At 64.6% G+C, this 22,078-nt stretch carries 19 protein-coding genes; 13 read left to right on the forward strand and 6 right to left on the reverse strand.

Annotated elements, in window-relative coordinates; genetic code table 11:
- Positions 1–47: 47 nt before the first annotated feature.
- Positions 48–1,262, forward strand: coding sequence for an MFS transporter (locus tag BA190_RS31680; protein ID WP_068297891.1), 1,215 nt, complete (start codon positions 48–50; stop codon positions 1,260–1,262).
- Here BA190_RS31680 and BA190_RS31685 read toward each other — a convergent pair.
- Genes BA190_RS31685 through BA190_RS31695 form a run of 3 tightly spaced genes read right to left on the reverse strand, consistent with a single transcriptional unit; the run spans position 1,244 to position 5,048 of the window.
- The gene (locus BA190_RS31685) at positions 1,244–2,482 is read right to left on the reverse strand and encodes an MFS transporter (RefSeq protein WP_068297895.1); all 1,239 of its coding nucleotides are present in this window, start codon (positions 2,480–2,482) and stop codon (positions 1,244–1,246) included. The two genes, BA190_RS31680 and BA190_RS31685, sit on opposite strands and share 19 nt — an antisense overlap.
- Positions 2,479–2,847 (reverse strand): hypothetical protein, encoded by a 369-nt coding sequence (locus tag BA190_RS31690; protein ID WP_068297898.1) that lies wholly within the window; start codon positions 2,845–2,847, stop codon positions 2,479–2,481. Before BA190_RS31690 ends, BA190_RS31685 begins: the two co-directional genes overlap by 4 nt.
- Before the next feature lie 2 nt (positions 2,848–2,849).
- Positions 2,850–5,048, reverse strand: coding sequence for a TonB-dependent receptor (locus BA190_RS31695; protein ID WP_068297901.1), 2,199 nt, complete (start codon positions 5,046–5,048; stop codon positions 2,850–2,852).
- A gap of 308 nt (positions 5,049–5,356) precedes the next feature.
- On the opposite strand from BA190_RS31695, the gene BA190_RS31700 reads away from it, so the two are divergent.
- Positions 5,357–6,340 (forward strand): AraC family transcriptional regulator, encoded by a 984-nt coding sequence (locus BA190_RS31700; RefSeq protein ID WP_156771782.1) that lies wholly within the window; start codon positions 5,357–5,359, stop codon positions 6,338–6,340.
- 84 nt (positions 6,341–6,424) lie between these two features.
- On the opposite strand, the gene BA190_RS31705 is transcribed toward BA190_RS31700, so the two are convergent.
- Positions 6,425–6,934 (reverse strand): hypothetical protein, encoded by a 510-nt coding sequence (locus tag BA190_RS31705; RefSeq protein ID WP_156771783.1) that lies wholly within the window; start codon positions 6,932–6,934, stop codon positions 6,425–6,427.
- A 167-nt stretch (positions 6,935–7,101) separates the two neighbouring features.
- Positions 7,102–8,040, reverse strand: coding sequence for a LysR family transcriptional regulator (locus BA190_RS31710; RefSeq protein WP_068297907.1), 939 nt, complete (start codon positions 8,038–8,040; stop codon positions 7,102–7,104).
- A 104-nt stretch (positions 8,041–8,144) separates the two neighbouring features.
- Between BA190_RS31710 and BA190_RS36645 the strand changes: the two genes are divergently transcribed.
- From BA190_RS36645 to BA190_RS31725, 3 genes are all read left to right on the forward strand, one after another.
- Positions 8,145–8,315 (forward strand): hypothetical protein, encoded by a 171-nt coding sequence (locus BA190_RS36645; protein WP_202908560.1) that lies wholly within the window; start codon positions 8,145–8,147, stop codon positions 8,313–8,315.
- A gap of 68 nt (positions 8,316–8,383) precedes the next feature.
- Positions 8,384–8,989, forward strand: a complete 606-nt coding sequence (locus BA190_RS31720) for a bifunctional 2-polyprenyl-6-hydroxyphenol methylase/3-demethylubiquinol 3-O-methyltransferase UbiG (protein WP_068298038.1) — start codon at positions 8,384–8,386, stop codon at positions 8,987–8,989.
- 102 nt (positions 8,990–9,091) lie between these two features.
- Positions 9,092–10,054: a nucleoside hydrolase gene (locus BA190_RS31725; RefSeq protein ID WP_068297913.1), complete on the forward strand. Its 963-nt coding sequence runs from the start codon at positions 9,092–9,094 to the stop codon at positions 10,052–10,054.
- Between the two features lie 107 nt (positions 10,055–10,161).
- Here BA190_RS31725 and BA190_RS31730 read toward each other — a convergent pair whose 3' ends face one another.
- Complete coding sequence (locus BA190_RS31730) at positions 10,162–11,382, reverse strand: TIGR03862 family flavoprotein (RefSeq protein WP_202908561.1); 1,221 nt, start codon at positions 11,380–11,382, stop codon at positions 10,162–10,164.
- Between the two features lie 41 nt (positions 11,383–11,423).
- On the opposite strand from BA190_RS31730, the gene BA190_RS31735 reads away from it, so the two are divergent.
- From BA190_RS31735 to BA190_RS31770, 8 genes are all read left to right on the forward strand, one after another.
- A complete protein-coding gene (locus BA190_RS31735) occupies positions 11,424–12,335 on the forward strand; it encodes a LysR substrate-binding domain-containing protein (protein WP_068297915.1) in 912 nt (303 codons plus the stop codon).
- Between the two features lie 206 nt (positions 12,336–12,541).
- Positions 12,542–13,684 carry an ABC transporter substrate-binding protein gene (locus tag BA190_RS31740; RefSeq protein ID WP_068297918.1) on the forward strand — a complete coding sequence of 381 codons (1,143 nt, stop codon included), beginning with the start codon at positions 12,542–12,544 and terminating at the stop codon, positions 13,682–13,684.
- Between the two features lie 396 nt (positions 13,685–14,080).
- The gene (locus BA190_RS31745) at positions 14,081–15,112 is read left to right on the forward strand and encodes an ABC transporter ATP-binding protein (RefSeq protein ID WP_068297920.1); all 1,032 of its coding nucleotides are present in this window, start codon (positions 14,081–14,083) and stop codon (positions 15,110–15,112) included.
- Complete coding sequence (locus tag BA190_RS31750) at positions 15,112–16,053, forward strand: ABC transporter permease (protein ID WP_068297923.1); 942 nt, start codon at positions 15,112–15,114, stop codon at positions 16,051–16,053. The genes BA190_RS31745 and BA190_RS31750 overlap by 1 nt, the downstream gene beginning before the upstream one ends.
- A gap of 39 nt (positions 16,054–16,092) precedes the next feature.
- The gene (locus BA190_RS31755; protein ID WP_068297926.1) at positions 16,093–16,899 is read left to right on the forward strand and encodes an ABC transporter permease; all 807 of its coding nucleotides are present in this window, start codon (positions 16,093–16,095) and stop codon (positions 16,897–16,899) included.
- 31 nt (positions 16,900–16,930) lie between these two features.
- Positions 16,931–18,361 carry a gamma-aminobutyraldehyde dehydrogenase gene (locus BA190_RS31760; RefSeq protein ID WP_068298043.1) on the forward strand — a complete coding sequence of 477 codons (1,431 nt, stop codon included), beginning with the start codon at positions 16,931–16,933 and terminating at the stop codon, positions 18,359–18,361.
- 166 nt (positions 18,362–18,527) lie between these two features.
- A complete protein-coding gene (locus tag BA190_RS31765) occupies positions 18,528–20,270 on the forward strand; it encodes a tetratricopeptide repeat protein (RefSeq protein ID WP_162275265.1) in 1,743 nt (580 codons plus the stop codon).
- Between the two features lie 135 nt (positions 20,271–20,405).
- Entirely contained in the window at positions 20,406–22,052 is a 1,647-nt protein-coding gene (locus BA190_RS31770; protein ID WP_068298047.1) for an AMP-binding protein, read from the forward strand.
- Positions 22,053–22,078 lie beyond the last annotated feature (26 nt).

Consider the following 22,078-nt stretch of genomic DNA (forward strand, 5'->3'; position numbering starts at 1 on the left):
CTAGAGTTTGTTTCTAGTTGAATCAAGAAAATTGTTTGGAGAAAAGCATGGCTGGAAACGGCTCTCCCTCTGTTTCGCGTGCGGATGGCCTTCGCCTGGCGCTGATCGCCGCCTCGTCGGGCTTCGGCCAGTCGGCCCTGCTGGCGCTGGTGCCGATCGTCACGGAAAGGACGGGGCTGGCGTCGCCGCAGATCGGCGCCGTCGCCTTCCTGGGCGCGCTGGTCTTCCTGGTTGCGGCTCCGCTCTGGGGGCATCACGGCACGGCATGGCGGATCAAGCCGTTCTTCGCCGGGCTTGCCTGCCTGATGATTGTAGGCCAGGGGCTGTTCGCGGGGGCGCTCCATGTCGGTGTGCCCGCGGCCGCGCTCGGGCTGCTGCTGGTCTCGCGCCTGCTCTACAGCGTGGGTGCTGCCGGGGTGCTGCCGCATGCCCAGGCCGCCATCGTCCAGCGCAGCACTGCCGAGCGCCGGCCGGCCGCACTGGCCAATCTCAGCGCCGGCTTGAATGTCGGCCGCATCGCCGGCTCCCTGGTGACGCTGGGCGCAGGAGCCGGCGTCATCGTGCCCGTCATCATGATGGTCGCCAGCCCGCTGCTGCTGCTCTGCGCTCCGAACCTGCCGGCTGCTCCCCCAATCGGCAAGAAGGATGAAAGCTCGAGCAGGCGCGCCAATATCCGGCGCATCCTGCCGTTGCTTGCCGTCGGTTTTGCGCTGACCTTCGGCTTCGGCCAGATCCAGCTCGTGCTCGGCCTGTTCCTGCAGCACCGCTTCGGCCTCGATGCCGTCGCCGCCGCGGGGCTGGGAGGCGCCACCTATGCCGCGGTTGCGGTCGCCATGATCGCGACGCAGATCCTGCTCGTGCCGCGCCTTGCTTTCCAGCTCGGGCGCAATATGCGCTGGGGCATTGCCGGCTTCGCGGTGGGATGCCTCGCCATCATCCTGGCACCCGTGCCCTGGCTGGTGCCGGCCGGTGCGGTCTGGGCCGGCATCGGGCTTGCCGTGGCGACGCCCGCCTATACGGCCTGCCTCGCCCAGCGTGTCGCGGCGCATCGCCAGGCGGGAGCCGCCGGCTGGCTCGCCAGCACCCACGCCGCCGGGCAGGGATTGGGCGCGCTCTGCGGCGGTGCGGCCTTCGCCTTGTCGCCGGAGCTGCCCTTCATCACGGCCGTCGGCATCGCGATCGTAACCTGCCTCGCTTTGCTGCGTCTGGACGACCGCGCCCAGGATGAGGAGGTGTCCCGGGATCATGGCGTCGCCCCCTGAGGGCGGGCGACATTCGCCAGCAACTTCACAGTGGCAAGGACGGCAATGGCCGAGAGGGCGGTGGCGAGGCCGAAGAGCGCGCCATAGCCCATGAGGTCGGCGAGCTTGCCCGAGATCAGCGAGCCCACGAGATAGACCACCATCTGGGCGCAGGCCAGGATGGTGAAGTCGGTGCCGGGCTGGTCCGACGAGGTCACCGTCATGAACAGGCTGTAGAGCGCGACGATCTCCATGTAGCGGATGAAGGTCTGGAAGCCGGCGGCGCCGAACAGGGGCCAGGCGCCCGTGACGATGCCGAGGGCATGCGCGGCGAAGAGGGCAAAGCACAAAGTGCGCAGGCCGCCGAGCAGGCCGAGCGTGGCTGCGGTGCCATAGCGCTTGACCAGGAGAGCAGCGATCGCCGATCCGGCAAGTCCCGCCGTCGCCGCCGATATGCCGGAAAGATAGCCGATGCGGTCGAGCGGCACGCCGGCATCGACGAGATAGGGGCCTTCCATCGCCTTCACCAGGCCCTCGCTCATCCGGTAGATCAGCGCGATCCACAACACCGTGCGGATTTCCGGGCGCCGGAGGAAGGCCATGATGGAGGGCCGCGTCAGCCGGTCGGAGGGCGCGGCGGGCGCCTCCCACATCGCGAAGGCGGCGATCAGCGGCAGGGCCGAGAAGGCGGCGATGACCAGGAGCATGCCGGCCCAGCCGACATGGTGGTAGAGCACCAGGCCGAGCGTGCCGCCGATCACCACGCCGAAGGCCACCGAGCCGCCCTGGATGGCATTGCCGATGGGGCGGTCTTCCGGAGCCAGATATTTGGCGGCATAGCCGTCGGTGGCGATGTCCTGGGTTGAGACCAGCAGCGCGGTGACGAGGCCGATGCCCAGGATGCCGCCGACATGCGTCGGGCCGAGCGGCAGCAGGGCCAGGATGGAGGCGATCACGCCGAGCTGGGTCAGGATCACCCAGCCCGCTCGATGCGCCCGGGCGAAGGGCTTGATGCGGTCGACCAGCGGCGCCCACAGGAATTTCAGCACCAGCGGCAGGAAGAGCAGGCTGAGATAGCCGATCGCCGTGCGCGAGACGCCTGCCTCGCGCATGATGGGGGGCAGGGCGGCGGCGATCAGATAGGAAGGAATGGCCTGGGCCAGGTAAAGGCCGCCCAGCACCGCGAACAGGCGCAGGCGGCCGGGCCTGGAAGCAGGAATGTCCTGGGCGAGCGCCGTCATGCCGTCTCCATATGCTGTGCGATGAAGCGCCTGGCCGCCTGCTCGTCGGACGTCGCGGTCAGCGGCATCGACCACAGGCGCTGGAAGGTCTCGATCATGCGAGGGTTGGCATCCGGCCGGACGATGGCGAGCGCACGGCAGTGGCGCTCGAAGCGTTCGCGCGTCGCCTTGAACCACAGCGCCTGCTCGCGCTCGCCGGCCTGGGAGAGCCCGCCGCCGCCGGCGAAAACAGCCAGCAGGGCAAAGGCGCTCTCGTTGCGGCCGATTTCGATCAGCGCGTCGAGATAGGCCCGCTCGTCCCGGTCCCCATAGGGCGGCAGGTAGCGCAGGATCACGAGCGGGCCGTGCTTGTCGAGTTCCACCATGTTCAGAACGTCTTGCGATAGCCGAGCGTCACCGTGCGGCCCCAGGAATAGACCGGGAGATTGCGCACGGAGGTCGCGGTGGGGTTCTGGAAGCGGGTGTCGAACAGATTGTCGACGGACACATAGGCCTCGCCGCCCTTCACCGGTGCCGACAGGGCGACGTTCATGGTGGCGCCCGGCTTGATCTTGTAGCGGGTGCCCTTGAGGTCGATCGCCTTGTCGCGTCCCGAGAAGCCTTCACCCTCCACGCGCACCGACACGCCATTGTCGAAGACGTAGCTGGCATAGAGCGTGCCGCGGAAGGGGGTGGCGATGCGGTTGTTGGGCAGCCAGCTGTCGAGCTTGCCGTCCTTGTTGGAATCGTAGCGCCCCTCGCGATAGCCGAGCACGGTGCCGATGGTCAGCTGGTCCGTCGCCGCATATTCGCCGGTGAACTCGCCGCCATAGATGAATTCCTTCTGCTGCGAGATGGTGTTGGTGATGGGGTCGAAGGTCACACCCTGGCTGGAGGTGGAGATGAAGCCCGTCAGGCTGCCCTTGAAGCGGTCATGGCTGCCGCGGATGCCGAGTTCGTAATTGTTGACGATCTGGGCTTCGGGGCTGATGGAGGCATAGGAGACACTCGCGCCGGCGGGAAGGCAGTTCGGCCGAGCGATCGGGCACGCATAGGCCGTCGACAGGCCGGCGCGACGGGTATAGGCGCCGACGTCGGGCAGGGCGAAGCCCTGCGAGAAGCCGCCGAAGATCTCGCTGGTTTCGGTGAGCTTGAAGGTACCGCCGATGTTGAAGGTCGGCTTGGAGTAAGTGAAGCTCCCGCCGGTGACGCGCAGCGCCGGCAGCACATATTGTCTGGAGGCGACCACGGTGTAGGCGGCCGGGCGGGTGAAATCGTCGACGTCGAGGGCGAAATGCTCGAAGCGCACGCCGCCGCGCACGGTGAGGCGGTCGGTCAGCGGCACCTGTAACTGGCCGAAGGCGGCGGTGGTGACCTGCTGCAGCGGCGTGAAGACATCCTGGCCGTTGGTCAGCGTCTGGTGAGTCTTTTCAAAGATGAGATCGCTGCCCCAGGTGAGCTTGGCGCCCTGCCAGATGGTATCGAGGGGGGTGTCGATGGTCAGGCTGACACCACCGCGGTCCGAATAGAGCGTGGTCTGGTTATAGGGGCTCGTCGGGTCGGCTGGATTGAAGGAATAGTAGACCGGATTGTTGTAGATCGGATCGAAAGTTGAATAATTGAAGCGCTTCTTGATGTTGTTGTAGAAGCCAACGATGTTGAGGCTGCCAAGCGCAAAATCCTTGTCGCTATAGCGCAGCGACAGGGACTTGGTGTCTTCGAGTACACTCTCTCCCGTATAGGGCCGCGCAAAGTCCGGGCGAGCATAGGGCGGGGAATAGGCGGTCAGATAGCGCGGCGTCTGGTTGAAGTAGTACCAGCCTGCCGAGAATTCGAGCCGCTTGCCGGCGTCGAAGTCATAGCCGAGCTTGGCGAGAAGGTTGACCCGGCCGAAGCGATCGCCGCCGCCCTGGCCCAGCATGGCGTCGGATGGCAGTTCCCGCCCCGAGCCGTCATAGGTGCGACGCCCGAGATAGCCGCTGCCGCTCAGGACATAATCGAGCCCATTCTCGGCCTTGCCGGAGATGGTTGCGGATAGTTCCGGCGCCACCGAATCCACGGCATTCGCCGTGAAGGCGCGCAGGGCCGTGTTCACGGTGATACGAGGCTTGCCGGGTTCGGCCTTCTTGGTGATGAAATTGACGGTGCCGCCGGTGGCCCCGGCCCCATAGAGGCTGGAGGCGCCCGCCACCATCTCGATGCGCTCGATCGAGTTGAGGTCGATCAGGGACAGGATGCGCGAAACGTCCCGCAGGGGCGTACTGAGGGGAACGCCGTCGACCAGCACGAGCAGGTCACGGCCGCGATAGCTTTCGGAAGCGCCCGAGACCGTTTGGTTGGAAACCGAAAAGCCCGGCACCAGCTTGGCCAGGGCCGCCGATGCGCTCGCGCTCTGCTGAAGCTGCTTGTCGATTTCCTGCCTGTCGATCACCTGGACCGATTGCGGAATATCGGAGACGGATCTTTCGGCGCGAGAGGCGGTAACGGTAACCGGATCGAGCTCAATCGGCTGCTCCTGCGACTGCTGTGCCAGTGCAGGCGAAACAACCGATAGAAACATGACCGCCGATACGGATATCTTGCCCATGATGAATTTTTAGACCTCCAGCCACTCTCGATCCGAAACTAAGTTATATTTGGTGATTTCAAGCGGATATCTGTTGTATATTCATAGTATATTCCCAGTTTGTAACGATTATAATCTGGGATAAGATGTCATATACTTCTGGATATCGGCCCTTTCGCGTTCTATATTGACGAGTGGTCTTACTTGTCGAGTTGTTTGAATTCTTGGACTTGGGCGCATTGATTGATGGACTGAAGCGAACTGGAGGCGCGGATCACGCCGTTTTGACACCGCGAGAGCCTTTTGCGGGAAGGCTGCGGCCTGTCTGGTTGCTTGGGCACGGGCTGACGAGCGAGGAACTGGCGCTGGTCGAGTTGCGGGCGAGCGGGCGCATGGCCGCACATCGCAGGCTCGGCCCGTCGGACCCGGTCTTGCTCGGCGCCCGGGCATTGCTACGGCTTGAGCCCGATATCGGTCCGATCTCCTGCTTTTCTCCGCTCCAGGATCGAGAACTCCGCCTGGATGCCGCCGAACTCGGGGCGGGCGGTGTGCTGCTGCGGCCCTCCAATGGCCGGATGGAGGTCGAGCGTGACGGGCAGCGCACCGTCGTCTCCGCCAGGGAGGCCATTTTCCTGGCCGCCGGCCGGCCGGCCGGTCTGTGGCTACGGCATGTCGACCGTGTCGATTGCCTCGTCCTGGCAAACGAACGCATCACCGAGAACATGCTCGAATGCTCGGCCATGCTGCGGGTCTTCCCGCAAAACAACGACACGCTGGTGCTGCTCGGCAATTATGGCGCGGCGCTGATGCGGGGCCTGCTGCCGATGAGCGGACCGGTGCTGCTGCAGCATGCCTGCGCCTATATGGGCGATCTCGTCGACATCCTGTGCGGCGAGGCCGAGGCCCAGGCGCCCCATACCGTGCAGGATCGCGCGGCCGCGCGCCTGAACGCCATCAAGTCGGATATCGAAGCCCATCTCGACGACCAGGCGCTCAATGCCAGCCAGATCGCCCTGCGGCACGGCATCAGCACACGCTATCTCCAGAAACTGTTCGAGGGGGAAGGCGAGACCTTTTCGGAATTCGTACTGCAGCGCCGGCTGGACAGGGCGATGCGTCGCCTGCAGTCGCCCGACGAGCGCAAGCGCTCGATCAGCGAGATCGCCTTCGATGTCGGTTTCGGCGACCTGTCCTATTTCAACCGCACCTTCCGCAGGCGCTTCGATACCTCACCGCGCCTGGTGCGCGCCAAGCACCGCTCCGTATCCGCTGGCCCTGCGGGGAACGAATTGCCGGATGCGGGCAGCGCTTGAGCGTAGGCTGCCCCGGTTCGCGGCCATCCGCATCGGCGGCCTCGAATCATCGGCCAGAATCGGCCGTCTCGCCGATACCCGGCTTCAGTGGGCGGTGGCCGAGGGCGGCTTCATCCGCGTCATGGTATCCAGGGCGCACGGGCTGACGGGGGCGATGAACAGCCCGACCCTTGCGAGGGCCTTGGCCAGGGCGGTGGTGGCATCGAGCGCCCGGTGCAGCCCGTCGCTCTTCAACAGGTAGGAGGCAGCGTGAAGCAACTGGACCCTGTCGTCGCGCTGCGCCGCATCGACCATGGCCAGCACCAGGCACTCGTCGCGGCACAGGGCCCGGCAGGCGGCCGGACGCCAGCCGATCTCGTTGTCGGCCGTCGCCCGCAGCGTGCGCACGAAATGATGGAACTCGCCGAACAGCGGCTTGGCGTTTTCTTCCGGCATTTCGCGCGCCAGCCCTTCCCAGGCGATGTCCCAGCAGGCGGCATCGCCGGTGGCATAACCCGCCATCCAGCAGCGAAAGACGGAAAAGAGCAGGTTCTCGGCCGGAGCGTCGATATGATAGCCGACGGGGCGAGCGACATCGGGGCTTGGCAGGGTCATGATGGTGTCCTTCAATCCGCGGGGTTCAAGGTCCCGGCATTGGCAACGGCGCGCATAGGACCACACCGAACTGATTTGTTCAAGAAAATCTCTTTTTATTTCAATAGTTTATAGGAATTCCAGGGTGCGCGGACGGTCGCTTGCCCGCGGGGTTCGAGCGGCAGCGGTCAGCCGTGCCGTGCTGCTCCGCCTGCCGGAAGTTCGCGCTTCTCGCGGCTGCGGACCTCGGCCGTCTGCGCCAGGATCCAGTCCCGGAACACCTTGATCTTGGGCGTCGTGCGCCGCGCCTCGGCGTGCACCAGCCAGTAGCCATCACCATCGGAGCCGGTGATGTCGAAGGGCTGGATCAACTGGCCCTTGTCGAGGAAGGCTGTGTAGAGGTTGTGCGTGAGCATCGCCGCGCCCTGGTCGGTGATCGCCGCAGTCGCCTCATAGGCCTGGGTGCCGAAGGTCGGGCCGGGGATCACGCGATCCGGCTCGAATCTGGTGCCCGCCGCCCTGAACCAGACTTCCCACCAGGGATCCTGCGGGCAGCACAGGGGAACCTTGTAGAGGTCCTCGGGCACGCGGATGCCGCCGACCTTTTCCGCCAATGCGGGGCTCAGCATCGGCGCATAATCGGCCTTGAACAGGTAATGGGCCGCCAGCCCGGGCCATTTTCCGGCGCCGACACGGATGCCGACATCCACATTTTCGCGGGCGATGTCGAGGGAGCGCGATGCGATGTCCATCTTCACGGCCAGGCCGGGATACATCAACTGGAATGTTCCGAGGCGGACGGCAAGCCAGTTCGACGCAAAGGTGTCGATGGTCGTGACCGAGAGCACGCCGGATGCGCCGCCCTTGGTTGCGAACCAGGCGTCCGACAGGGTTGAAAACACACTCGAGACCAGAGGGGCAAGCTGTTCGCCGGCCTCGGTCAGCCTGATCTGCCTTGTTTTTCTTATGAAAAGCGGTGTTCCGGCGCGTTCTTCGAGAACCTTGATCTGATAGCTGGCGGCCGATTGGGTCATGCCGAGCTCCTCGGCCGCCTTGGTGAAGCTGCCGAGCCGCGCGGCGGCTTCAAAGACCCTGATGGCGCCCAGCGGCGGCAAGTCCCAATGCATGATGCATCAATCCAGTTGATGCATACTACGCGACGTTCGATTGGAATCCAAGGCTTGGCGGCGGCAGGATGCCTCCATCGCTCCAGGTCGAAAGGACCACGAACATGACGAAACATATCAAGCGCTACAGGCTTTCGCTCCTCGACTTCTTCGCCGCGCCGTTCCGGCCCCGCGCCTCTCGTCAACTCGATCCCCGCGATCTCGGCGACCACCTGAAGCGCGACCTGGGCCTGATCGATGGAAACCGGGCCGTCGGCGGCGTCCGCTGGCGGTGACCCGCATCGGCGAGGGCAGGGGACCCGATGGGAAAGACCCGATCGGGGAGAGATCGGAGATCGCCACCATGAAGAAAACGTCCGAGGCGCTCGAACAATGCCGCCAGACCATCCAATCCTATGAGGGTTGCGCGGATCGCTACTATGCCCGCATTCCCGAAATGCCGAATCCGCGCGACCAGGCGGCATTGCGGCGCATCGCTGAAATGGCGGGAGATGGCGGGCTGATCCTGGAGGTCGGGTCGGGGCCTGGCCGCGAGGCGGATTTCCTGGAGACGCTCGGCGTCACGGTGCGCCGCACCGATGCGACCCGCCGCTTTCTCGAATTGCAGGCCGCTCGCGGCAAGCATGGCGCACTGCTCAACATCGTCACGGACGATCTCGGCGGTCCTTACGATGCCGTCGTCGGCCTATGCGTGCTGATTCACGTTCCCCGCGATCGGATCGATCACGTCCTGGCCAAGGTTGCCGGGTCGCTGCGTCCCGGTGCGTCTTTCCTCGTCTCCATGCGCGAGGGCGACGGGGAGACCGTCGGAAAGTTCCACACGGTCTATTGGCGACGCGATGCGTTTGCCGTGCGGCTCGAACAAGCCGGGCTGACCGTGCTGTGGGATGAGTTTTCCATCGACCCGGATGGCGACCCCTGGAACACCTTCCTGGCCGTCAAGCCATGATACCGGCTTTGCCGAGGCGCATTGCGGCTTCGCGGCGTTGACTTTCCCCACCACCGGGCGCAGACGCAAAGGTTCCCGCCTTTTTTCCCGGTTTGCCTTACGATGCCCAGCCATAAAGTCATCTATGATACCGATCCCGGCGTCGACGACGCCATGGCGCTGTTCTTCCTGCACTATCATCCGGACATCGAGCTGATCGGCATCACCACCTGCCACGGCAATGCGCCGGTCGAGATCACCACGCGCAACGCGCTCTATCTGAAGGAACGCTTCGGCATCGATGCGCCGGTGGCGCGCGGGGCGGCGGGCCCGGTGACGGGAGACGATGCCCATCACGCCGCCGTCGTCCACGGCCATAACGGCCTCGGCGAGGTCGAGATCCCTGCCGAGATCGAGGCGCAGGCGATCGACACGCCCGCCCATCGCTTCATCATCGAGACCGTGCGCAAGCATCCCGGCGAGATCACGCTGCTGGCGGTGGGGCGCATGACCAACCTCGCCCTGGCCCTGCGCGAGGATCCCGAGATCGCCGGCCTGGTCCGCCGGGTGGTGGTGATGGGCGGTGCCTTCGGCTATCGCGGACATCTGGGCAACGTCACCCCAGCCGCGGAAGCCAACATCCATGGCGATCCGCATGCCGCCGACGAGATGTTCGCCGCAGCCTGGCCCGTTACCGTCATCGGCCTCGACGTTACCCACGAAGTGCTGATGCCGCAGGATTATCTGCGCCGGCTGGGCGAGGAGGCCGGCGAGGTCGGCCGCTTCATCTGGGACATCACCCGCTTCTACGAGAATTTCTATCTCAAGAAAGGGCTGGCCGGCATTTCCGTGCATGATGCCTCGGCGGCGATCTATCTGGTGGCGCCGGACTTGTTCGAGACCCGCTCCGGCCCGATTCGGGTGGTGTGCGAGGGCCTCGCCTTCGGCCAGACCATCCAGCGCCCGGCAGCGGTCGGTTTTCCGCCCAATGACTGGGATGGCCGGCCGGATCATGCGGTCTGCATCGACGTCAAGGCCCAGCCCTTGCTCGATCTCTACCGGGAAACCCTGCTGAGATCGGCTTAAAGAGCGGACGGGACGTCCGCGGTCCCAGCCCTACCGCTTCCAGCGCGAATCTTGCAGGCCTTGTCCGGGAAACGCCGCGGCTGGGACCGCGGACATCTCGTCCGCCCCTACCTGGCGGCCAGCCAGGTTTCGATGCCCTTCGCCGCCGCCACGCCGGTGGCGAAGCAGGCCTGCAGCAGGTAGCCCCCGGTCGGCGCCTCCCAGTCCAGCATCTCGCCGGCGACGAAGACACCGGGAAGCTTTCGCACCATGAAATGGCCGTCGACCTCGTCGAGCATGATACCGCCGGCGCTGGAGATCGCGCGTTCGAGGCCGCGCTGCGCCGTCACCTTCAAGCGAACATGCTTGATCAGGCGGGCCAAGGGGACGGGATCGCGCGGCAGCATGTTGCCGGTGGCCTCGCGCAGCAGGCCGATGGCCGCCGGCGCCAGCTTGGCGGCCTTGCGCAGATAGGTGGAAAGGGACTGGCTGCCTTGAGGCCGGTCGAGCAGGCGAGCTAGCGCCGTCTCATCGAGATCGGGACGCAGGTCGATCTCGATCTCGGCATGGCCGTGCGTGGCGATCGAACTGCGGATGAGGGGAGAGAGGGCATAGATCGCGCCGCCCTCGAGTCCCTGTTCGGTGACGATGGCCTCGCCGCGGCGCGTGGTGCCGGCGATGGAAACGGCAATGCGCTTCAGCGGCTCGCCAGCCGATTTCTCCGCATAGGCCGGGCTCCAGGCGATTTCGGCGCCGCTGTTCGACGGTGCAAGCTCGGCGACGGTGACGCCGCGGTCGCGCAGCAGCCGGACCCAGCCGCCATCCGAACCCAGGCGCGGCCAGGAGGCGCCACCGAGGGCGAGCAGCGTCGCAGCGGCTTTGCGATGAAGAGGCTTGTTGTCCGGACCCAGGAAGACGGGCTTTCCCCCATCGTCCCATCCTGTCCAGCAATGGCGGGTGTGCAGGGTTACACCCAGGCGAGTGAGCCGGGCCAGCCAGGCCCGCAACAAAGGCGAAGCCTTGAAGCTCTCGGGAAAGATGCGGCCGCTCGAACCGACAAAGGTCTTTTCGCCGAGCCCTTCCGCCCAGGCGACCAGATCGCTCGGCGCGAAGTCGCGCAATGCGGGTTCGAGGATGCTGCGGGCCGGCCCGTAGCGGGTGAGGAAGCGCTCGAAATCCTCGCCATGTGTAAGGTTGAGCCCGCCGCGGCCTGCCATCAGGAATTTGCGGGCGGGCGAGGGCATGCGCTCATAAATCGCGACGCTTCGGCCGGCCTGCGCCAATTTCTCGGCGGCGATCAGCCCGGCCGGTCCTGCGCCGATGATGACGATGTCGCTCAAGTCCGCCACGTCCGTCTTTATTTCCAATTCGCATTGTGCTCACTGCCCTCATGGCATTCTCCTTCCGGCAAATCCAATATTTCGTGGCGGTGGCCGAGAACGGAGCGGTGTCGCGCGCCTCGCACGAGCTCTCCATCTCGCAATCGACGGTGACGGAGGCCATACGCGAGCTCGAAGGCGATCTCGGCTTTTCCCTGTTCGACCGGCGCGCCCATGGCGTCGAGCTCACGCTGAAGGGGCACCAGTTCCTGCGCCATGCCCGCAAGATCCTCTCGGAGATCGCCGACGCCCGCCGCGCCTTGCGCTCGGAGACGGCACCGATGGAGGGGCGGCTTGCGGTCGGCGTGACGCCTCTGGTGGCCGCCTATGTGCTCCCGGACCTGCTCGCCCGCTTCCGACGGGCCTTTCCCCATGTCGCGGTCGAGATCATCGAGGATACCAGGGACTATCTCGACCATCTACTGGTGGGCGGCGAGCTCGATGTCGCCGTGATGGTGGCAGGCACCGAGAAGAGTTCGGCGGCTCTGCATGTGGAGACGATGGAAGCCTCCCCCTATCGCCTCTGGCTGCCGATCGGCCATCGCCTGGCGGAGGCCGAGAGCATCGGCATCGTGGACCTCGCCGAGGAACCATTCGTGCTCTTGATGCTCGACGAGATCGCCGAGGCCGCCGAATATGCCTGGCGGCGGGCCGGCGTGCGGCCGCCGGTGGCGATCCGCACCCGCTCGGTGGAGGCAGCCCGCAGCCTGGTGGCGACGGGGGCCGGCGTCGCCATCCTGCCCGACCTCACCTATCGCCCCTGGTCGCTCGAAGGCGACAAGATCGAGGCGCGCGACCTTGCCGAGGCCTTATCGCCGGTGGAAGTGGTGATCGGCTGGCGGCGCGGCTCGCCGCTCGATGCCATCGCCACCCAGTTCATCGCCGTAGCGCGCACCTATCGGGCCGGCAGAGGGCGCAGCTAGAGCATTTTGCGATTGGGCGGAATCGCCGGACCTTGCTTTGCTCTGGCGTTCCAATGCAGCGAAACGATCTCTTCGCTTTGATATCGGTTTTTCCGATATCATCGATCTCTCGAATGGTGTGGCGCCTGTGGCTTTTCCAAGGCATGCTCGCCGCAACCAAGAATTCGCCCTGTATTCGAACGGACGGCAACCAGAGGAAAAGCGTCATGTCCAGGCTTAGATGGGTTGTAGCGTTGGCGGGTATTACGGCAGTGGCCGTACCGGCGCTCGCCAAGGAGATCGGCAAGGGAGAGGGCCAGCTCAACATCGTAGCCTGGCCCGGCTATATCGAGCGGGGCGACACCGACAAGAGCTATGACTGGGTCACCGATTTCGAGAAGAAGACCAGCTGCAAGGTCAATGTGAAGACCGCCAGCACCTCCGACGAGATGGTCGCCCTGATGAATGAGGGGGGCTACGATCTCGTCACTGCTTCCGGTGACTCCTCCTTGCGCCTGGTCGCCGGCAAGCGCGTGCAGGAGATCGATACCTCGCTGATCCCGAGCTGGAAGACCGTCGACGAGCGCCTGCAGAACGCGCCCTGGCACACGGTCGACGGCAAGCATTACGGCGTGCCCTATCAGTGGGGCCCCAATGTGCTGATGTACAACAGCGACGTGTTCAAGGAAGCGCCCAAGAGCTGGAGTGTGGTGTTCGAGCCGCAGAACCTGCCGGACGGCAAGCCCAACAAGGGGCGCATCCAGGCCTATGACGGTGCCATCTACCTCGCCGACGCTGCCCTCTATTTGATGAGCAAGAAGCCCGAGCTGGGCATCAAGGATCCCTATGAGCTCAACGAGGATCAGTACAAGGCGGTGCTCGAACTGGTGCGCCAGCAGCATGCCCTGATCCAGCGCTATTGGCACGATGCCAATATCCAGGTCGACGACTTCAAGAACGAAGGCGTGGTCGCTTCCGGGTCATGGCCCTTCCAGGTCAACCTGATGCGGGCCGACAAGAAGCCGATCGCCTCCACCGTACCGGAAGAAGGGGCGACGGGCTGGGCCGATACCACCATGATGGCCGCCGACGCCGCCAATCCCAATTGCGCCTATATGTGGCTCGAACACTCGATCCAGCCCAAGGTTCAGGGCGATGTCGCCGCCTGGTTCGGCTCGCTTCCCTCGGTTCCGGCGGCCTGCAAGGGCAATGCGCTGCTGGGCGATAGCGGCTGCGCCACCAACGGTTTCGACAATTTCCCCAAGATCAAGTTCTGGCGCACGCCCGTGGCCAAATGCACCACGCAGAGCGCCTGCGTGCCCTATTATCGCTGGGTCACCGACTATATCGCCGTGATCGGCGGGCGTTGATGTGGGCACGCGAAACGAAGGCGCTGTCTAGAAATAGCCGAAACGACACCTTTGTCATGCCCGGGCTTGATCCGGGCATCCAGCGGCCGCATCCACAACGCTCGATAGGGGCTAGATTGCCGGGTCAAGCCCGGCAATGACAAAGGTCGAGCCAATTCGATCGTTCTTTGGAGGGCTCAGGGCGTTTTGCGATTTCACGGAGTCACCGGGAAGCGCAAAGACGCGTCGAAACAAGGAGTTAGAGCAAAAAAGCGTTCAATCCTGAGTACGCTTTGCTCTAGGGCGCGCTGATTGAAAATCGGCACGCCAGAGCCATCGCCTTTGTGCCCGTGCGGGTCATGAAATTTTCATCCAGATAGAGGCGGCTGAGCCAGCCCACGTCCTCGAGGTATCCTCATGGCTGAAACCAGCACCACTCCTGCCGTCTCGTTCCGCGGCGTCCAGCGCCATTTCGGCAGCGTGAAGGCGGTCGACGGCGTCGATCTCGACATCGCGCCCGGCGAATTCTTCGCGATGCTGGGGCCGTCCGGCTCGGGCAAGACCACCTGCCTGCGCCTGATCGCAGGCTTCGAACAGCCGACCGGGGGCCATATCGAGATCTTTGGTGAGGCGGTCGAGGGCATGCCGGCCTATCGGCGCCCGGTCAACACCGTCTTCCAGGACTATGCCCTCTTCCCGCATTTCAACATTCTCGACAATGTCTGCTACGGCCTGATGATCCGCGGCGTCGCCAGGCAGGAGCGCTATCGCCAGGGACGCGAGGCGCTGGCCATGGTCAAGCTCGCCGGCAAGGAAGACCGCCGGCCCGGACAGCTCTCGGGCGGCCAGCGCCAGCGCGTGGCGCTCGCCCGCGCCCTGGTGGTCAGGCCCAAGGTACTCCTGCTCGACGAGCCGCTCGGTGCCCTCGACCTCAAGCTGCGTGAGGAGATGCAAGGTGAGCTCAAATCGCTGCAGCGTTCCCTCGGCCTCAGCTTCGTGTTCGTCACGCATGACCAGGGCGAAGCCCTGTCCATGGCCGATCGCGTCGCCGTGTTCAACGAAGGCCGCATCGCCCAGGTCGGCAGCCCGCAGGACATCTATGAGCGGCCACGCACCCGCTTCGTCGCCGATTTCGTCGGGTCTTCCAATGTGATCGAGCCGGACCGGACACAGAGCTGGATCGGCATGAGCAGCGCGGCCAGCCTACGGCCGGAAAAGATCACCCTGCTACCGCAGGGGGTGGGCGCCGCCGGCGATGCCGTGGTGGTGCCGGGCACGGTGACCCAGGTCCTCTATCACGGTGCCGTCAATCGCCTGGAATTGCGCACCGATGACGGCGCCCGCCTCAGCGCGGCCATTCCTGCCGCCATCGGCACGCCGCCCGAACAGGGCGCGGCCGTGCGCGTCAGCTTTCCCCGCCAGGCCCTGCACCTGATGGAGGACGCGTGATGAGCCTCGCTATCCTCCCAGCCCCGCGGGACGGTCTTCTGCGGCGCATCTCGGATGTGCTGGTCGCCCGGCGCGGGCTCTATCTCCTGCTCCTATTGGTGCCGCCGTTGCTCTGGCTCGGCATCGTCTATCTCGGCTCGCTCTTTGCCCTGCTGGCGCAGAGCTTCTTCTCGATCGACGAGTTCTCCGGCACCATCGTGCGCGAGCCTTCGCTCAAGACCTATGGCGAATTGCTGTCGCCCTCCAATCTCGACATCATCGTGCGCACGGTGAGCCTTTCAGCCGTGGTGACGCTGCTCTCCGCCGTGATCGCCTTCCCGATCGCCTATTATGCCGCCCGTTATGCCCGCGGTCGCATCAAGGCGCTGTTCTACATCGCGGTGATGATGCCGCTGTGGTCGAGCTATCTGGTCAAGGTCTATGCCTGGAAGCTGCTGCTGGCCAAGGAAGGCGTGATCGGCTGGATCATGGCCAAGCTTGGTTTGGCCTGGTTGCTGGAGGCCTGGCTGTCGCTGCCTATCCTGGGAGGGCCCTCCCTCTCGGTGAGCTATACCGGCATGGTGCTGGTGTTCCTCTATCTGTGGACACCCTTCATGATCCTGCCGGTACAGGCGGCGCTGGAGCGTGTGCCCGGCTCCCTGATCGAGGCCTCCGGCGATCTCGGCGCCAGCCCGGGCCAGACCTTTCGCAAGGTCATTCTACCCCTGGCCTTTCCCGGCCTGGTGGCCGGGGCGATCTTCACCTTCTCGCTCACCCTCGGCGACTACATCGTGCCGCAGATCGTCGGGCCGTCCTCGCTGATCCTCGGCCAGGTCGTCTACACCCAGCAGGGCACCGCCGGGAACATCCCGCTGGCCGCCGCCTTCTCGGTGGTGCCGGTGCTGATCATGGGCATCTTCCTCACCGTTGCCAAACGATTGGGGGCTTTCGATGCGCTGTGATCGACATGCTCGGCTTCCTGCGCTCGCGGCGAGGGCATCATGACCGAGAACCGCTCGCCCCTGACCCTGCGCATCGCAGCCGCCGCAGGCCTGCTGTTCCTGCACCTGCCGCTTCTCTTCATCATCCTCTATGCCTTCACCACCGAGGAGCGCAGCTTCGAGTTCCCGCCGCCGGGTTACACGCTGAAATGGTTCGGCGTGGCCTGGAACAGGCCCGATGTCTGGGCTGCGCTGGGGCTTTCGGTGAAGGTCGCGCTGGTCTCGACCTTCCTCGCCATCATTCTCGGCACGCTGGCGGCGGCAGCCTTGTCGCGCACCCGCTTCTTCGGCCGGGAAGCCATCTCGCTCTTGCTGATCCTGCCGATCGCCCTGCCGGGCATCATCACCGGCATTGCGCTGCGGGCCGCGTTCAACCTGGCCGATATCCCGTTCTCCTATTGGACGATCGTGCTCGGCCACGCCACCTTCTGCATCGTGGTCGTCTATAATAATGCCGTGGCGCGTTTCCGCCGCCTGTCGCCTTCGCTGATGGAGGCCTCGATGGATCTTGGAGCCGACGGCTTCCAGACCTTCCGCCATGTCGTGCTGCCCTCGATCGGCACGGCGTTGCTGGCGGGTGGCATGCTGGCCTTCGCCCTGTCCTTCGACGAGGTAATCGTCACCACCTTCACCGCCGGCCAGCAGCAGACTCTGCCGATCTGGATGCTGTCGGAACTGATCCGCCCGCGTCAGAGGCCGGTCACCAATGTGGTGGCGGTGATCGTCATCCTCGTCACCGCTCTGCCGATCCTGGCTGCCTATTACCTCACCCGTGAAGGCGAAAACGTCGCCGGCTCCGGCAAATAACCAAGCCTCTGGGATGCCCAAGGAGATTGCCATGCTCGATACCAAGATGCTGATCGGGTCGAAATTCGTGCCCGGCACCGAAGCGCCGGAAAAGGTGCTCAATCCCAAGACCGAGGAGACGCTGGTCGATCTCCCCGAGGCTTCCGTCGAACAGGTCGACGAGGCCGTGGAGGCGGCGGCGGCGGCTTTCGTCGGCTGGTCGCGCACCACGCCGGCCGAGCGCTCGGCCCTGTTGCTCAAGCTCGCCGACGCGATCGAGAAGGACGCCGAGGCCTATGCCACGCTGGAGGCGCTCAATTGCGGCAAGCCGCGCATCCGAGTGCTGCAGGACGAGATTCCCGGCATCGTCGATTGCTTCCGCTTCTTCGCCGGCGCCGTGCGCAACATGCATGGGCTGGTGGCCGGGGAATATCTGGCCGGCCACACCTCGATGATCCGGCGCGATGCCATCGGCGTGGTCGGCTCGATCGCGCCGTGGAACTATCCCCTGATGATGGCGGCCTGGAAACTGGCGCCGGCGCTGGCAGGCGGCAACACCATCGTGATCAAGCCGTCCGAGCAGACGCCGCTGACGCTGCTCAAGCTCGCCACCACCATCGCCGAGATCTTCCCCGAGGGTGTGGTCAATGTGGTGGTGGGGCGCGGCGAGAGCGTCGGCAATGCCCTGATCCACCATCCCAAGGTCGCGATGGTATCGCTGACGGGCGACATCGCCACCGGCAAGAAGGTGCTGCAGGCGGCTGCCAAGACGGTGAAACGCACCCATCTCGAGCTCGGCGGCAAGGCGCCGGTGATCGTGTTCGACGATGCCGATCTCGAGGCCGTGGTCGAGGGCGTCAAGCTGTTCGGCTATTACAATGCCGGCCAGGATTGCACTGCGGCCTGCCGCATCTATGCCGGCAGCAAGATCTACGACAATCTGGTGTCCGAGCTCGCCGGTGCGGTGAAAGGGCTGAAATACAACCAGGCCAATGATGACGAGAACGATATCGGCCCGCTGATCTCGGCCCGCCAGCGCTCCCGCGTCGCCTCCTTCGTCGAACGGGCTACCGAGCACAAGCATATCGAGATCGCCACCGGTGGCCACCAGGCGGCTGGCAAGGGCTTCTTCTACGAGCCCACCGTGGTCGCAGGGGCCCTGCAGAGCGACGAGATCGTGCGGCGCGAGGTGTTCGGGCCGGTGGTCTCGGTAACCCGCTTCGGCGATGTCGAGGAAGCGTTGACCTGGGCCAATGATTCCGACTACGGCCTGGCGTCGTCGGTATGGACGCGCGACATTTCCAGGGGCATGCAGATGGCCTCGCGCCTGCAATATGGCTGCACCTGGGTGAATTGCCATTTCATGCTGGTGAGCGAGATGCCGCATGGCGGCGTCAAGTCCTCCGGCTACGGCAAGGACCTGTCGATGTATGCCCTGGAAGACTACACCGTGGCGCGCCACGTCATGGTGAAGATGGGCTGACCCGCGCGTTTGCAAGCCGAGCAGGGATGGGGCTGCCTTCGGGCAAGGCCCATCCCTTCCTTTTGGACAGCGATGCCGAGTTCGGGCATGGTCTGGTGTTGTGCATGGAACAGCCTGCGCAAGCCATTGATTTCATCATGCCTTTTTCATGAACGAGGTGATTGCCATGGAGCTCGGGAAACGGCTGATCCCGGCAGCGATACTGGCCGGCGCCTTGCTGGCAATGCCGACGATCGCGCCAGCCAGGACGGCACCGGCCACCGTCGAGGCGCTCTGGCAGAGTTGCCGGGCCATCGCAAAGGATCCGGCAGCCAGCGTCAAAGCTTGCACCCAGTTTCTCGATCTGCCCGAGGGGCGGCGAGAGCAGTTTCGCACCTATGCCTTTTCCAATCGCGGCAACGCCTATGTCAGCCTGCAGCGCTATGACGAGGCGCTGGTCGATTTCGCCGAGGCGCTGCGCCTCGATGCGGGGAACGAGACCGCCTATGTCGGCCGCGGCAATGTGCATTTCTGGCGCGGCGAAAACGATCTTGCCCTCAAGGATTTCGGGCAGGCGATCAAGCTCGATCCGCGCGATGCCAATCCCCAACATGGCCGCGGCAACGTCTATTTCAACCAGGGCCGCTACGAGGAGGCGATCAAGAGCTATAGCGAGGCGATCCGCATCAATCCGAAATTCTTCAACGCCTATAGCGGCCGCTCCAACGTTTATGCCGAGCTCAAACAGACCGACCGGGCGATCTCGGATCTCTCGCAGGCGCTCAAGCTCAATCCGACCTACGTCAATGCACTCGTCAATCGCGGCAACAACTACGTGCTCGCCAAGCGCTTCGACGAAGCGATCGCCGACTACGACAAGGCCCTGGTGCTCAAGCCGGACACCGTCCTCGCCTTGAGCGGGCGGGCGGGCGCCCACGGCATGAAGAAGGATTATGCGCACGCGGTCGCCGATTTCACCAAGGCGCTGGAACTCGATCCGTCCTATCTCAACGCGCGCTATGGTCGGGGGCAGGCCTATAAGGAGCTGGGCAAGCTCGATCTGGCCGCCGCGGATTTCCGCAATATCCTCGCCCAGAAATCTGACTTCCTGAACACGCGTGACCTGTTGGCCGATGTCGAGAAATCCGGCGCGGCGGCAGCCGTTCCGCCGTCCGGCGCCAATCTGGCACCCATGGCCGGCGCGCTCGCGGCCATCAAGACACAGCGCCGCGTCGCCCTGGTGATCGGCAACGCCGCCTATCCGCAGGCTCCCCTTGCCAATCCCCACAACGATGCCGCCGATGTCAGCGCCCGCCTGGGCCAGCTCGGCTTCGAGGTGGTGACCGGCTACGACCTCACTCTGGCGGGCTTTTCCGACACGGTGGAGCGCTTCGTCGCCAAGGCGCAGGGTGCCGATGTCGCCGTGTTCTACTATTCCGGCCATGCCATGCAGGTGGATGGCGAGAACTGGCTGCTGCCCGTCGACACCAGGGTGCGCAGCCTGTTCGACGTCCAGCAGTTCAACGTGTCGCTGCAGCGCCTGCTGCAGACCGTGGATACGCAGGCCAAGACCACGCTGGTCTTCCTGGACGGCTGCCGCAACAATCCGTTCGCCGATGCCCTCAAGGCCCAGCTCAAGGCGCAGAACCGGGCCTATGCGGAGACGCGTGGGCTTGCCCGCATCACGGTGGATTCGCCCGATACGCTGGTGGTGTTCGCCACCCAGCCCAATGACGTGGCGGCGGATGGCACCGGCCGCAACTCCCCGTTCACCCGCGCCTTCCTCGACAATGTCGGCGCACCGGGCGTGGAGGTCGAAACCCTGATGAAGAGGGTGACGGCCGAGGTAAAGCAGGCGACGGGAGACAAGCAGCGTCCCGAGCGCCTGTCGGGCCTGACCACGGAATTCTACTTCGTTCCCCCGAATTAATGTGCGTCCGTTTCGAGCCAGCTTGCCCGGCGCGACAATTCCGTCATGATATCGCCAACCATAAACGGATTGGGAGGAATCATGACGGCGGTTTCGTCTGAGCAAAGGCCATGGTTGGCGGCCTATGACGGAGACATGAAACCGCATGTCGGGGAGGTGCCCTACAGATTGCTGGGCGACATGATCGTCCAGAGTGCGCGCGAGACCCCGCGCAAGACGGCCTACACCTGCGTCATGCCCAACGGTATGCATGGTTCGCTGAGTTTTGCCGAGGCCGATCGACTGTCCGATCAGTTCGCCGCCTATCTGCACGCCGAGCTGAAACTGCCGCCGGGATCGCGTGTGGCCATCCAGGCCCCCAACGGGCTTGCCTATCCGGTGGTTGCCTTCGGCGTGTTCAAGGCAGGCTGCGTGCTGGTCAATGTGAACCCGCTCTACCTGGCCGAGGAGGCGGGCGCGGTCTTCGCCGACGGCGGCATTTCGGTGCTGGTGGTGATCGACATGTTCGCTGACCGCACCGCCAAGACCCTCGCAACGGTGAAGGTGCCGCATGTCGTCCTGATCAGCGCCGCCGAGTTCTTCCCGGGCTGGCCGCGTACCGTGATCGGCCTGGTGCAGAAACATCTGCGCAAGGAGATTCCCGCCGCGACTTTCCCGCATATCCGCCTCAGGCAAGCTCTGGCACTCGGCCAGGCCAAGCTCGCGCGTGGCTTGAGGGTCGCGGACATCACCGCCGGCATGGATGCCTCGGCCACGGCCTGCCTGCAATATACCGGCGGCACCACCGGCGTGAGCAAGGGGGCCATGCTTACCCACCGCAACCTGGTCATGAATGTCCTGCAGGTGCTGGCCTTCGGGGGCAGCGCCTTCACGCGGGACGATGTGATCATGACGGCGCTGCCGCTCTATCATATCTTCGCCTTCACCGTGAATTTCCTTACCTTCACGGCGCGCGGTGCCCATGTATTGATGGTGCCCAATCCGCGTCCCCTGAGCAATCTGCGCAAGGCTTTCGAGAAATATCCGGTCAGCTACATCACCGGCGTCAACACGCTCTATAATGGTCTGTTGAACGAGGCCTGGTTTACCTCCATGCCCAAGCCCCATCTCAGGGTCTGCATTGCCGGCGGCACGGCCCTGCAGGCTGCGGTAGCCGAGCGCTGGCACAAGAGCGTCGGCGTGCCGGTGGGGGAGGGCTACGGCCTGACCGAGACGTCACCCGTCGTCTGTTTCAACCCGTTCGGTTCGGGCCATAACGGGGCGGTCGGCGTTCCCTTGCCGGACACCGACGTCAAATGTGTCGATGACGATTTCAACGAGGTGGCGCTGGGCATGCCCGGCGAACTTGCCGTGCGCGGCCCGCAGGTGATGGCCGGCTATTGGCGCCGGCCGGACGAAACGGCCAAGGTGATGCGCGGCGAGTGGATCCTCACAGGCGACATCGCCGTGATGGATCAAGCCGGTTATTTCCGCATCGTCGACCGGCGCAAGGACATGATCCTGGTGTCGGGCTTCAACGTCTTCCCCAACGAGGTGGAGGACGTGCTGGCCAAGATGCCGGGGATCAAGGAAGCAGCGGTGATCGGTGTACCGGATGGCGCGGCCGGCGAAGCACCCAAGGCCTTCGTGGTCAGGAGCGATCCTGCTTTGACCGTCGAGGCGGTGCGCGCCTATGCCAAGCAGCACTTGACCGGTTACAAGGTGCCGAAATTCGTGGAATTCAGGGACGATCTGCCGAAATCCAATGTCGGCAAGATCCTGCGAAAGGATCTGCGGGGCTAGCAAACAAGCGTTTCGGTCCAAATGCG

It is taken from the genome of Labrys sp. WJW, assembly GCF_001676615.1.
Taxonomy (GTDB): Bacteria; Pseudomonadota; Alphaproteobacteria; order Rhizobiales; family Labraceae; genus Labrys; species Labrys sedimenti.